This window comes from Crocosphaera watsonii WH 8501, assembly GCF_000167195.1.
In the GTDB taxonomy this organism is placed as follows: Bacteria; Cyanobacteriota; Cyanobacteriia; order Cyanobacteriales; family Microcystaceae; genus Crocosphaera; species Crocosphaera watsonii.
The window spans coordinates 1-13353 of record NZ_AADV02000001.1 but is presented as its reverse complement, the minus strand read 5'-3'; the positions used below and the strand labels follow the sequence as shown (position 1 = coordinate 13353).

Here is a 13353-nt window from a genome sequence, read left to right as displayed (position 1 = left end):
AGTGTTCCCCGTATCCTTAGAAAATTCTCAATTTAAAGAATTATACTCAATTATAAATCTTGATTACTCGGGTAAACCGAACCGTCTAACCAATCGTAAATTTTATCCAACTCGTTCAAATTAATTAAACCATATTGCCAGAGTAGCATCGGTAAAGGCCCTTTAGTTTCATTCATAGAACGTTGGGCAATGGCAATAGAATCAGCGGATAAACAAAGTTCTTCGTGGAGAAAACGCAAAAATTGTGGAGATGTGGTGTGTGGCATAATTATCTTACCTTGAGAATGAATCAAAAATAGTAGTCTTGGTTTTGTAAGTCTGTCATGATCGTTGTTAGGCGTAATAATTTATTGATATTTGAGTTCATTGATCTAGACAAATCTTTCCCCGAGAGGGGCCTAAATACTGAGTTACTAGGATACTTGTCGATATTTATCCTCTGTTTCCTTCTAAACTCCTCACATTATCAGAGAAATTATTTTTTTAGTTTAATAATTCCCCTATTTTCCTTTTTTCTCTTCACACCATCAATTGCCCTATTAATGACCATCAGTAAAGCAGTCACAGAACCATAAGGCTTTTTACTGTGGAAGATAAAGTCTTCCCTTAATCCTACGTCTAGATTGTATTATAAATAATTTAGAAAATCTATAGATATTTTTCAAAACATAAATTAATAAAAATCATTATTATTTTAAGGATTAAAAGATGTCTTTTCTGTAAATTCAATTTCCAGTTGATCACCTGGTTCAATGCCTAATTCTTTAGCCCTTCCTCCTGGTAGTTCAATTACCTGGTTAGCCAAACCGTCCGGTCCGTAAGTTGAGCAGGGATCAAGGCTACAGGGGGGAATATTGGACAAAACGGCTTTTACTCTGCCATCGATCAGAAAAATCATGTCCAAAGAAATGTTAACATTTTTCATCCAAAATCTAAGAGGACGTAACTCCTCGAATACAAAAATCATGCCCCTATTTTTGTCTAAGAATTGACGATACATTAACCCTATTTGTTGTTGTTCGTGGGTTTTCGCTACTTCCAATTCTATCAGGGTATTATCAATAGTAACTGTAGCTTCAATGGGAAGCAGTTGACCGTTTTCTGTAATTTCTTTGTTCACATCTTTAGAATATTCTGCTTGTGTTGAAGGGGAGCATCCCACTAAAAAAATACCAATTAAAAGTATGGAACTGATTGTTTTAAACATAACTTTTTATAGTTCAAAATTTTATTAATTGTTAATTATTAATTGTTAATTGTTAATTATTGAAGTTACCCTTCGCGCAAAACATAACCCACACCTCGAACTGTATGAATTAAACGTTTATGATCCTCGTTTTCGATTTTGATCCGTAAATAACGGATATAAACCTCAATTACATTAGATTCCCCTTGAAATTCATCTCCCCAAACATTTTCTAAAATTTTATCTCTACTCAAAACTTCTTGGGGATGAGACATGAGATATTTAAGTAACTCAAATTCTTTCATTGTTAACTCAATAGAGTTATTGTTAACAAAAAGTTTTCTAGTTGTCAAGTCAAGAATGATATCACTATATTGTAATTGTTCTTTAGCAGTTTGAGTGGGTGTTAAATAAAAACAAACTAACTTTAATAGTGCTGGACTATAATCGGTTTTCACTAGATAATCATCGGCTCCTGCTTCCAAACAAGCAACCCTTTCTTCGACTGTTTCTGCATTAATCATCATAATTAAAATGATGGACTTTTGCTGCTTTCTTAACTGACTACACAAAGAAAATCCTGTGTTATCATTATGCTGCCGATTAATTACCACCATTGCTGGTTGATGGATTTTGACATTTTCTAGCACTTGATGGCTATCATCAACAATAATCGGTGTATAACCAGCTTCTTGTAACTCAGGACTAATACGCTCGTTAAACATATTATTAAGATTAACGAGAACAATAGAAGGATTTAAACTCATTTTATTCAGGGAAAATTTCGGTAACAACCCGTTCTTGGCGATCGCTATTAGTGACAACAATATTATTATCCACTAAAGTACCAACGGCTTTTTCTCCAGTCAGATTTAACTTAGGGTCTCGATTTTGCTCATAAATTACATTACCATGAGCTTCAATGGTTTGGGCCACTACATTCCAGGTTAAGTTATTGGAGTACAAATTACTCTCGTTCATGGGACTGATTCCTCGAACTCCTCCTTTAAGATAAGCTATATTTTCTGCTAGGTTAACATGACCTTGATTACCAGTGACGGTAACATTTTGATCGTATTGAATCAATTGAACCGGTTGACTGGAATAAACTTGACGGGTTTGATAGTGCCAAATAATTTCGTTGGTGGCTATTTGTAGGGGTGGTTGAAGGGATTTATATTCAATATTTTCTTTAATAATGACTTGTTTTTTATCTAAAAGAACCCTGGCCTTATTGGCCACAAGGCGATCAGTAATAGTTTTGTTTTGGAATCTAATCATGGTCAAAAAGCGATCGCCAATGACAGTTTGTTTGGGAATTTGCCAGATTAACTTTTCTGTTTTTAATTGTAACTGTCTTGCTTCTGAGGTGGCTTTAATTTTCCCTGTTAATTCTAATTTTTGTTCACGGGCGTTATATTTGCCTTCATTTGCAGATGCTTCGAGTTGAGGATGAGAACCCCGTACATTTTTGCGAACGGTTAATAAGGAGGTTTCGGGTTGCCATTCCACTTCTTCGCTCTTGAGGACTGCTTTATTACGGGGATCAACAGCTACTACGTTATCTCTGAGAAAAATCTGGGCCCCGTCTCGTTGAATTACCCCGTAATCGGATTTGACTTGTAATACAATTTCACCATCTTGGAAAATATTGCCTTTAACTGCGGTTAAATTGGCTGTTTGGCGGTCTGGACTGTATTTTGCCTCATCTACTTGTATTTTCCAAAGAATTTCCCCTTCAGCGTTAGATTGTTCTAGGGTTGCATTTTGTAGTGTTAAGTTAGTTTCGTCTCTGGTTTCCCCAGAAGTTTCTAGGGTTTGGGACACTGGTTGGCTAGATTGACAAGCAACTAGGCTTAATAGTAACAGCAAAATCACCCCTTTAAACCATTTTAGAGGTAAATATTTCACTTTTCTCAATTGATGCTGTTGGTTCATTCCTTGCTTAATGATGGTTGGTTACTGCTGATCCTAACGGGGTTAATTATAACGCTTCTTTCAGCTTTTCAGCATTTTAACGACTATTCAAGTTAAATTTTGTACCAATATTCATTATATTTTTTCTATTTATTCCATTTTCTACGCCAAAATAGTAGGGTTTCTAAGCAATTATTGATGAATGTATTCTTTGGGGGTTTTTGTGTTTGCCATTTTTGAGAAATTTGAAATAGTATTTCTGATGTGGTTCCGTAGGGAGGAAACAATTGAGAAATTTTCTGAATCTTAACTTTATTTTGTATAGCTAAAGCGATTAAGTTAATAATTTCTTCACTTTGATTACCAATAATACCACATCCTAAAATCATACCATTACGACGAGTAATTAGTTTACAAAAACCAGTGGTTTCGTCTAACATTTTCGCTTTAACTAGACTCTTATAATTTTGTTTTACAATTATTAAATCTTTTTTATAATCTCGCTTTGCTTGTGTTTCTGTTAACCCTACTTGTGAAAACATAGGATTAGTTAACATTCGCATAGGAGAAAGGTTATAATTAACTTTAAAAATTGGATATAAAATAGCATTTTTTACAGCAATACTGGCTTCATAGCAAGCTAAATTAGATAAATTATATGAACTAATAGTCTGTCCACAGACATAAATACTTGGGTTAGTGGTTTGCAATTTATTATTTATCTGAATTTTATCGGCTTCTATCTTAACTCTTACTCCTTCTAAATTTAATCCTTGTGTTTGTTGTTTTATTTTGTCAGCAATAATAATTTCATCGGTTTCTATAGCTTCATTTCCTGCTTGAATCCATTTTGTACCTTCTATTTCTCTTACTTGAGTAATAGGGCAATTCATTAATAACTTTATCCCTCCTGTTTCTAAGATAGCTTGAATAAGCTGTATAATATCGGGGTCTTCTAGGGGTAAAATATTAGAGTTGTCAAAAATAAGTGTAATCTCTTTTCCTAAACGGTTTAATTGTTGTGCTAGTTCGATTCCTAAAGCCGTTTGTGATAGAATAACCAATCTATTAGGAAGTTGATCTATATCTAATCTTTCGGGGGTAATATAACCAACTTCTGTTAATCCTTGAATTTGAGGAATGTTATAAATAGCTCCCGTTGCTAATAAATAACGACGGGAGCGCAAAGTTCTATTTTTAAGAACAAAACCAAGTTTAGGCAATCGGCAAAACTCCCCTGATTCTTCTATAATATCTACCCCTAAATTAGCTAAACTTTCTAAATTATTAGTTGCTTTAATATCTTTCTTGACTTCATTACTCCATTTTTGTAATTGATTAAAATCTAACCAAGAATCTAGATTAATGTTGAGATACCAATTGTTTAAATTGTGCCAGTGGCGTTCAATATAAGTCAAATAGTTAAAAATTAAACTATCAATTTCTTGCCAACTATCATCATGGATATTTCCCAATACTAAAGCCACTCTTGCGTTAAATTTAATAGCTTCTGAAGCCGCAAAAAAAGCTTGATTAGTATTACCAATAATAACTAGATCATAATCTAAACTCATAACTAATTAAGGAGTAACTGCGAATTTATGAGGGCTAAATATAGGATAAACCCCATCCTATAATACTAGATCCCAACACCACCCAAGCTGCATTCAATTTATACTTAAAAAGAGCAAATCCAGCCAAAATAATAATTAGTATCGCCTCCCAGTTAACAGGAAGTCCGTCGGTGGGAACCCAAAGGATTTGATATAGTAAGTTTAATGTTACCACTACCATGATAGCTACTGCGCTGACATTTACTGCATCTAGAAAGGCTGCAGTCCATTTTGAACGGCGTAATTTCGGGATAATGGGATTAACAGCTAAAACAATGAAAAAAGAAGGCAAACAGATGCCCAATGTAGCGACGATCGCCCCTGGCATTCCCAAAATTACATAGCCGATAAAAGTAGCAGTAGAAAGAAGCGGGCCTGGGGTAAACTGTCCAATAGCGATCGCATCTAAGAGTTGTTGTTGAGTTAACCAACCATATTGATTGACTAATTCTCCTTCTAAAAAGGCAATTAAGACATAACCGCTACCAAATAAAATACTACCAATTTTCAGAAAAAATAACCCTAACTGCCATAAAGACGGAGTAGGCTTACTCTGGTTTGTTGCTTGAGCAATATTATTGCTAATGAAGAACACAAGTAGGGGAATGGTGTTGGCTTTACTTTCGATTAATATCAACCCCACCATACCAAATAATCCCCCTAAAAGGAGGGAAAAAATTTCATTTAGTCCCAATAAATTCAAAATGATGACTAATAAAAAAATTAACCAAAATTTGCGCTGCTTGATTGCTTTTTTACCCAACCGATATAAGGCAGAAATAATAACCACAATAACTGCTGGTTTGATACCAAATAATAGAGGGGCGATCTGGGGCAAACTGCCAAACTGGGTGTAAATGATGGCTAAAATAGTAGTCATAATGATGGCGGGGAAAAGAAAGCAAATTCCTGCCACCATTAAGCCCCAAACCCCTCCATAGATATAACCAACATGAATGGCCATTTCTGTGGAATTGGGGCCTGGAATTAGATTTGTTGCCCCCAAAAGATCCAGAAACTGCGATCGCTCAAGCCATTGACGATCAGTAACGATTTCTGCTTCCATCATGGCGATATGGGCAGCCGGTCCCCCAAAACCAATTACTCCCAGTTTAAGGAAGACAGACGCTAAAGAGACTAAACGTTGCTTTAAATCCTCTGTCATGGTTTATTTCCCTATAACTGAATTGACAACTTTTGTTATTTTTCTGCCTAAAGTTATGAAAGAAGGATTTCACTGAATTAACATTTTTCACCAATTATATAATTTTTCTCGATTATTTCATGATTAACCCAGATATAACATCTGGGTTGCTTCTCAATTACATTACTTCGATTCGATTAAACATAATCCCGTAACATTTTCTTCAATTCTATGTTATGGACTTCTTCTTGCCCAATCATTCCCCGTGCAAATTCTTCGATATAAATAGAAGCATCTTCCACCACATCTAATAAGTCTTTATATAAATCTAAGGCTTTCTTTTCGTGGTTGAGACTTTCTTCTAAAATATTCTTCAAACTATGCTCATTAGTTTCTTCCATAGGAGCAATGTTTAAGCTAGGATGGCCTTCTAAACCAGTCAAAATTTCTCCCACTTGTTGAGCATGAAGTAAGGATTCTGTAGCCTGTTGTTGAAAAAATTGTACAATAGGAAGACGATGGGGTCCTGTTACCATCAAAGAATAATGAGTGTAGCGAACAACACCGGCTAATTCATATTCCATGATGGTGTTGAGCAAAGCATTGGTTTTTTCTCTGTCAAGTGCTCTCATATTTTACCTTTTGAGGAGAAGAAGTAAACTTACAAGGATAACAATTATGGTCTCTTTTTTGAAGACGATTAAATTACGTATCCACATACTATAATTTTAGGTTATCCTATGTCTACTGCTTACTCCGTAAAATAAAGCTTAAGTTTTTTCTTAAGTTATTATAATAAATTTAGTTGACTGGTGTAACTTAAAAAAGTTTATTACAAGTCAAAAAATCTCTAAGTTATTGACTAATTTTATCTGAGGTTGCAGGAAGAAGGTTTTCTGGAGAGCGATTTCGAGAAGATTGAACTATAATTAAGCCAACAAAAACAATAATTCCCACCACAAACCAGAGAAACTGATTATTATTTTTTGGTTTCTGTCTTCTTAGTTTTCTAATTCGTCTTTGTCCTTCTTGGTATTCTCTTTCTGTCGTCATGATTATCCTCAGTAATAACGATGATTAAACACTATTATAGCTTAACAAAAATAAAAAGACCTGGGAAAGATCATAGAAAAATTTTTATCTTTTATTCATGGATATTACAGAATCCCCTAAGAACTCTTACCGAGAAACTTCTAGCAAATGTGATAAGCAGAGGGTAAAATCTGCTAAAATAAAGAGTATCTTATCAAACAATCAATTCTTATTTGTCTACCATGTCATCAGTCATGATTCCTGACTCTTTCAATTGGTTATATCGAGGAACCAGCGAGATATTTCCCAGTCAACCTGAATCGAATAACCCCGAAGAAAACTTAGAGAAATTGATAGAAAAATGCCATCGTCCTTTGAGGATTAAATTAGGAATTGATCCCACTGGAACCGATATTCATCTAGGTCATAGTATCCCTTTTCGTAAGTTACGGGGGTTTCAAGATGCTGGTCATACTGCAGTGGTCATTATCGGAGATTTTACCGCACAAATTGGTGATCCCACTGGTAAGTCAGAAGTTCGTAAACAATTGACTTCTGAAGCTGTGAGAAAAAACGCCGAAAGTTATTTAGAGCAACTACGTCCTATCTTAGATTTTGAAACACCAGGAAGATTAGAAATTCGTTATAATTCTGAATGGTTAAGTGAGCTAAACTTAGCAAAAATTCAAGAACTTTTAGCCACTATGACCGTAGGACAAATGTTGGCTAAAGAGGGATTCGCTGAACGTTATAAACAAGAAAATCCTATTTTTCTCCACGAATTTCTCTACCCCTTAATGCAGGGATATGACTCGGTGATGATCGATGCCGATGTAGAATTAGGTGGAACGGATCAAAAGTTTAATATTGCCGTTGGTAGAGACTTACAAAGACACTTTGGCAAGAAACCTCAGTTTGGATTATTATTACCAATTTTACGAGGTACAGATGGCAGCCAAAAAATGTCAAAATCTCTCAATAACTACGTGGGATTAAAAGAAGATGAGTTATCAATGTATTCTAAACTAGAAAAAACCCCCGATGCTATTATTAAAGAATATTTTGAACTCTTAACCAATTTACCCTTAGAGGAATTGCCAGAAAACCCTCGTGAATCTCAAAAGTTATTAGCCCTAGAAATTGTCTCACAATTTCACGGCAAACAAGCAGCCGTAACTGCACAAAAAACCGCCGAAGATTTAGTAAAAAATAAAGGCACTGGTGCAACGGATGCTGTACCCGAATATGACTTATCAAAAGTAGAATTTCCGGCTAAATTATTCTACATTTTAAGTGCCAGTGGACTCTGTGGAAGTAGTGGGGACGGCAGACGACAAATACAAGGGGGTGCAGTTCGTTTAGACGGAGAAAAAATTACCGATGTTAATATAACCTTTGAGCAATCAGAACAACTCTCAGGTAAAGTTTTACAAGTGGGTAAAAAGAAGTTTATCAAGTTAGTAAAGGCTTGAAAATTTATGAATCCGAACCCCAAAACCCTAACTCCTCACTCTGAAGCCAAGTTTCTGCGTCCTGTCTTGTGTTTGATACACTAGAATACAAGAACGTCTAACTTGACGGGTATAACAACGTCATTTTAACTTGAAACCTTAAACTCAACCTTGTACACACCAAGAGGACAAAAAGTATTATGGGATTATTTGATCGCCTAGGCCGAGTTGTCAGAGCCAACCTCAACGATCTTGTTAGCAAAGCAGAAGATCCTGAAAAAATCTTAGAACAAACCATTGAGGATATGGGCAAAGACTTGATCGAGTTAAAACAAGCTTTTGCCCAAACTATGGGTTCTCAAAAACGAACCGAAGGACAATACACAAAAGCTCTCCAAGAAGCTAATAGCTGGGAACAACGGGCAAAATTAGCTCTATCCAAAGGAGAGGAAACTCTAGCTAGAGAAGCCTTAGTTCGGAAAAAATCTTTCACAGACACCGCCACCACCCTCAAGGAACAATTGGATCAGCAAAATGCTCAAATTGAAACCATGCGCCGTAATTTAACGGCCTTAGAAAGCAAAATTGCTGAGGCTAAGACCAAGAAAGATATGCTCGTTTCTAGGGCTAAGGCTGCTAAGGCTAACGAAGCACTACAATCAACCATGAGTGGTCTGAATACCAGTGGTTCTATGGCTGCTTTTGAGCGCATGGAAAACAAGGTCTTAGATATGGAAGCCCGTTCCCAAGCAGTAGGAGAAATAGGGGGATCGAGTCTAGAAAATCAATTTGCTGAACTGGAAGCCGGAAGCGGTGTAGAAGATGAACTGGCTATGCTGAAAGCCCAAATGACGGGATCTGCTGAACCAAAAGCCGCTTTACCAGAAGGATCAACTGAGGATAAAGCGACTCCTAAAGATAGTGCAGTTGATGCAGAATTAGATGACTTACGCCGTCAACTGGATAATCTCTAAAGGTAAGCAAACCCTGTAAGCTATTAACTGGTAACGGAATCATTGATCACTGATAACTAAACTATGAGTAGTGTTCTCGAAATTACAGATCCTCAATTTGATGCAGAAGTGTTTGAAACACAAACCCCTGTATTAGTCTATTTTTGGGCTTCTTGGTGTGGTCCATGTCGTTTGGTTTCTCCTTCTGTTAGTAAGATTGCTGATAGCTATAGCGATAGTCTTAAAGTAGTTAAATTAGAGGTTGACCCCAACCCCAATGCACGGACAAAGTGCAAAGTAGAGGGTGTTCCTGCTTTACGACTATATAAGAATAAGGAACTATTGGCCAAACACGAAGGAGCGATCACCAGACCACAGTTAGAAGAGATGCTTAATAAACATCTCAAGTAGTGGGTAAGGTTGGAGAGTTCAATCTCTCCCCCTTAAGCATTTTGTACAATACAGTTTAAGCTTTTGAACTACAGTTTAGAGTCGTATTTTAGTCTTATTTAGCATCTACATAAGGAATCTCTTTTATCAGAAATAACCTTAGACTACATAACTTTATATTGCAGGGTTTAACGCTGAGCGCAGTCAAAGCGTTAACCCCTACTTTAAGAAATTGGTATTATCATAAATTTCAAGGTGCAAGTCTTATTTATCATGGTTTAATGAACTTAAGCACAGATTGATTGTATTAAAGCGTCCATTGTCTGTTATGCTTAAGCGAGGAAATTGCTCTTGTCTTTCTAGTCTTATTAGATAGCAAAAACTTACTTAATGTTAATTGAATTCAGTGTAGGAAATTATAGATCATTTAAAGATGTTGTTACTTTTAGTATGGTAGCGGCCGATCTTACTGCTGATAATAATACTATTCATAATGATAATCTTTTTGCTGTTGATGATGATTTAAAATTGCTCAAAAGTGCTGCTATTTATGATGCAAATGCTAGTGGAAAAAGTAATCTCATTAAAGCTTTAGCTTTTATGAAATGGTTTATGATTAATTCATCTAGACAGACTCAAAGCACAGATGATATAGACATAGAACCTTTTAGATTGAGTCTTGAAACTGAGAATAATCCTTCTTTCTTTGAAATTGTTTTTTTATTGGATGGGATTAAATATCGTTACGGGTTTGAAGCAACTACAAAAAAAATTGTCTCAGAATGGTTATATTACATTCCCAATGTTAGGGAAAGCAAGCTTTTTGAGAGAAAAGAAGGTCAAATAAACACTATTAAGAGATATCAAGCAAATGGAGTTGAAAAACTGACAAGAGATAATGCTCTTTTCTTATCTGTATCTGCTCAGTTTAATATTAAAATTGCGGAAGATATTCTTAACTGGTTAACTAATTCATTACAGGTGATTTCTGGTTTAAATGATTCTTCTTATCGTTCTTTTACAGTAAAGTGTTTAATGGAGAATGAAAATAAAAACGAAATCATCAACTTAATTAAAAAGCTAGATTTAGGAATTGATGACATTAACGTTACTCAAATAGAAGTTACTGAAGATCAACTTTCTGATGATTTACCTCAAGAATTTAGAAAAATGATACTTAGAGACTCAGGAGGAAAAGGAACTTTGATTACAACCAAACATCGTAAATTTGATTCTGAGAATAAGTTTATCTCTACTGAAACCTTTGATTTTACAGAAGATGAATCCGAGGGTACGCAGAAAGCTTTTGCTTTAGCTGGACCACTTTTTGATACTTTAAAAAATAGTCAAACTTTGGTAATTGATGAATTTGATGCAAGATTACATCCTTTAATTAGTCGTACTATTATTGAATTGTTTAACTCTAATGAAACCAACCCTAATAATGGTCAACTAATTGTGATGACTCATGACACAAACTTACTCAGTCCTAAACTTTTTCGTAGGGATCAAATCTGGTTTACTGAAAAAGATAGATATGGTGCAAGTGATTTATATTCTTTAGTAGAATATAAAATTAGTGATGATGCTGCCTTTGAAAATGATTACATCAAAGGTCGATATGGTGCAATACCCTATATTGGAGATTTAACTACACTAATTAATTCTAATGGCGAAAACAGAGAGAAATCCTAGAGGATATTCAAGTCGAAAGAAAAACACAAGAGAGCCTAAACAACTATTTTTAATTGTTTGTGGAGGAGAAGAAACAGAAAAAACTACTTTGAGTGTTTTCGTGTTCCTCGTAAGGTTATAAAAGTTAAAGGATTGAACAAAGATCCTGATATCTTAGTAAATAAAACAATTGAATATAAAAAAGAAGATGACTATGATCAAGTTTGGTGTGTTTTTGATAAAGATAATTTTCAAAACTTTAACAGTACAATAAATAGGGTTTGCTGAATAAAAGCAAAACCCTATTCTTTAAAAGGTTACACCCATATTCGCGATCGCAAAAAAGATCAGCTTTGTCGGCTACAAACCGCTATAATTGGTAGAAACACCTCCCAGTTGTTGGTCAAGAACAAATGTATCGAAAAGAGGAGCAACCTTTACCGCCCCCAGAAAAATTTGAATTACCTTTCGAGGGCAAATTGTCCCCCAATAATCGTTGGGTAATCATGGCAGAGTTGATACCTTGGGATGATTTTGAGGAAGAATATGCTAAACTTTTTTCAGCAGAAAAAGGTGCGCCAGCCAAACTATTTAGAATGGCATTAGGGACATTAATTATTAAGGAAAAATTAGGAACAAGTGATAGAGAAACTATAGAACAGATTAGAGAAAATCCTTATCTACAATACTTTATAGGTTTAAATTGTTATCAACAAGAGCCACCACTGGAATCTTCAATGCTAGTTCATTTTAGGAAAAGAATTGATGGAGAATTGATAAACAAAATCAATAAAAAAATAGTAAAAAGAGAAATAGACAAGAGTGATAAAGAAGTAAAAAAAAAGGATTGTCTCCAAGAAAAAGGAGAAAAAATAAAAAATAAAGGTAAACTAATTTTAGATGCGACTTGTGCGCCAGCAGACATCAAATACCCAACGGATTTAGGCATATTAAATCAAGCCAGAATTGAGACAGAAAGAATAATAGATAATCTTTATAAACCATTAAGAGTAAAATTGAGAAAAAAGCCGAGAACTTCTAGAATAATTGCTAGAAAGGAATACTTAAAAGTAGCTAAAAAACGAAAAGTATCTTATCAAGAAAGAAGAAAAGCTATCGGGAAACAGTTAAAATACCTTAAGAAAAATTTAGGAAATATAGAAGACTTAATTCAAGCTGGGGCTTCCCTGGAAAATCTGAGTAAAAGACAGAAAAATTGTCTAGAGACTATCAAAAAAGTTTATGAACAACAACAGTCAATGTGGGAGAATAAGACCCAGAGTGTTCCTCAAAGAATTGTAAGTTTAACTCAACCGCATATTCGTCCAATAGTGAGGGGAAAAGCAGGAAAACCAATAGAGTTTGGAGCTAAACTCTCAGTAAGCTGTGTAGATAACTATGTGTTTCTAGACAAAATAAGTTGGGAAAACTTCAATGAATCTTGTCATTTAAAAGAACAAGTAGAAAAGTATAAAGAAACGTTTGGCTATTATCCCGAATCCGTCCATGTAGATAAAATTTATCGAACTAGGGAAAACAGAAATTGGTGTAAGGAAAGAGGGATAAGAATCAGTGGTCCGAAGTTAGGAAGACCTCCGAAAAATGTCAGTGAAGAAGAAAAGAAACAAGCCCACTCCGATGAATGCTTCCGTAATGCTATTGAGGGAAAGTTTGGACAAGCTAAACGAAGATTTAGCCTAAATCTCGTGATGACAAAACTCCCTGAAACCTCCATTACATCTATTGCTATTACATTTTTAGTTGTCAATCTTTGTAAACTTCTGAGGCAGTTTTTGTCGCTTTTTTTGTCCTTATTTACTAATAATAGAACAGGGGAACTCATTAAACCGCCTTTCATTAATTTTGATTATACTTTAAACAATTTTTATGTACTAAAACTTATTGATTTGTCAGAAAATTCTTGGTCAAAAGTGGCATAAATTTTGGAGAAACTTTTTCAGCAAACCCTATTTAAAGGCCAATAATTGATTTT

General features: G+C 35.0%; 14 protein-coding genes. 6 read left to right on the top strand and 8 right to left on the bottom strand.

Features of this window, described 5'->3' with window-relative positions; genetic code table 11:
- Window positions 1-50: 50 nt before the first annotated feature.
- The 8 genes from CWATDRAFT_RS00070 to CWATDRAFT_RS00035 all read right to left on the bottom strand — a co-directional run bounded on the left by CWATDRAFT_RS00070 (window position 51) and on the right by CWATDRAFT_RS00035 (window position 6913).
- Window positions 51-266: a DUF2949 domain-containing protein gene (locus tag CWATDRAFT_RS00070; RefSeq protein WP_007303049.1), complete on the bottom strand. Its 216-nt coding sequence runs from the start codon at window positions 264-266 to the stop codon at window positions 51-53.
- Window positions 267-694: 428 nt separating this feature from the next.
- The gene (locus tag CWATDRAFT_RS00065; protein ID WP_007303048.1) at window positions 695-1207 is read right to left on the bottom strand and encodes a DUF192 domain-containing protein; all 513 of its coding nucleotides are present in this window, start codon (window positions 1205-1207) and stop codon (window positions 695-697) included.
- Window positions 1208-1272: 65 nt separating this feature from the next.
- Window positions 1273-1953: a response regulator transcription factor NblR gene (gene nblR / locus CWATDRAFT_RS00060; RefSeq protein WP_007303047.1), complete on the bottom strand. Its 681-nt coding sequence runs from the start codon at window positions 1951-1953 to the stop codon at window positions 1273-1275.
- 1 nt (window position 1954) lies between these two features.
- Complete coding sequence (gene lptC, locus CWATDRAFT_RS00055; RefSeq protein ID WP_007303046.1) at window positions 1955-3124, bottom strand: LPS export ABC transporter periplasmic protein LptC; 1170 nt, start codon at window positions 3122-3124, stop codon at window positions 1955-1957.
- A 125-nt stretch (window positions 3125-3249) separates the two neighbouring features.
- Window positions 3250-4677, bottom strand: a complete 1428-nt coding sequence (locus CWATDRAFT_RS00050) for an FAD-dependent oxidoreductase (protein WP_007303045.1) — start codon at window positions 4675-4677, stop codon at window positions 3250-3252.
- A 34-nt stretch (window positions 4678-4711) separates the two neighbouring features.
- The gene (gene chrA, locus CWATDRAFT_RS00045; protein WP_007303044.1) at window positions 4712-5881 is read right to left on the bottom strand and encodes a chromate efflux transporter; all 1170 of its coding nucleotides are present in this window, start codon (window positions 5879-5881) and stop codon (window positions 4712-4714) included.
- Window positions 5882-6057: 176 nt separating this feature from the next.
- The gene (locus CWATDRAFT_RS00040) at window positions 6058-6492 is read right to left on the bottom strand and encodes a ferritin-like domain-containing protein (protein ID WP_007303043.1); all 435 of its coding nucleotides are present in this window, start codon (window positions 6490-6492) and stop codon (window positions 6058-6060) included.
- Between the two features lie 223 nt (window positions 6493-6715).
- The gene (locus tag CWATDRAFT_RS00035) at window positions 6716-6913 is read right to left on the bottom strand and encodes a hypothetical protein (protein ID WP_042711047.1); all 198 of its coding nucleotides are present in this window, start codon (window positions 6911-6913) and stop codon (window positions 6716-6718) included.
- Between the two features lie 221 nt (window positions 6914-7134).
- Here CWATDRAFT_RS00035 and tyrS point away from each other — a divergent pair, with 221 nt between their 5' ends.
- The 6 genes from tyrS (at window position 7135) to CWATDRAFT_RS00005 (ending at window position 13300) form a co-directional block, all read left to right on the top strand.
- Complete coding sequence (gene tyrS, locus CWATDRAFT_RS00030) at window positions 7135-8364, top strand: tyrosine--tRNA ligase (RefSeq protein ID WP_007303042.1); 1230 nt, start codon at window positions 7135-7137, stop codon at window positions 8362-8364.
- A gap of 179 nt (window positions 8365-8543) precedes the next feature.
- On the top strand, window positions 8544-9317 hold the full coding sequence (locus CWATDRAFT_RS00025; RefSeq protein WP_007303041.1) for a PspA/IM30 family protein: 774 nt from the start codon (window positions 8544-8546) through the stop codon (window positions 9315-9317).
- Between the two features lie 63 nt (window positions 9318-9380).
- Window positions 9381-9707 (top strand): thioredoxin family protein, encoded by a 327-nt coding sequence (locus CWATDRAFT_RS00020; RefSeq protein ID WP_007303040.1) that lies wholly within the window; start codon window positions 9381-9383, stop codon window positions 9705-9707.
- Between the two features lie 369 nt (window positions 9708-10076).
- A complete protein-coding gene (locus CWATDRAFT_RS00015) occupies window positions 10077-11381 on the top strand; it encodes an AAA family ATPase (protein ID WP_007303039.1) in 1305 nt (434 codons plus the stop codon).
- A 57-nt stretch (window positions 11382-11438) separates the two neighbouring features.
- Window positions 11439-11648, top strand: coding sequence for an RloB domain-containing protein (locus tag CWATDRAFT_RS41575; RefSeq protein ID WP_050018318.1), 210 nt, complete (start codon window positions 11439-11441; stop codon window positions 11646-11648).
- A 125-nt stretch (window positions 11649-11773) separates the two neighbouring features.
- A complete protein-coding gene (locus CWATDRAFT_RS00005; RefSeq protein ID WP_007303038.1) occupies window positions 11774-13300 on the top strand; it encodes an IS5-like element ISCwa2 family transposase in 1527 nt (508 codons plus the stop codon).
- The last annotated feature ends 53 nt before the right edge of the window (window positions 13301-13353 follow it).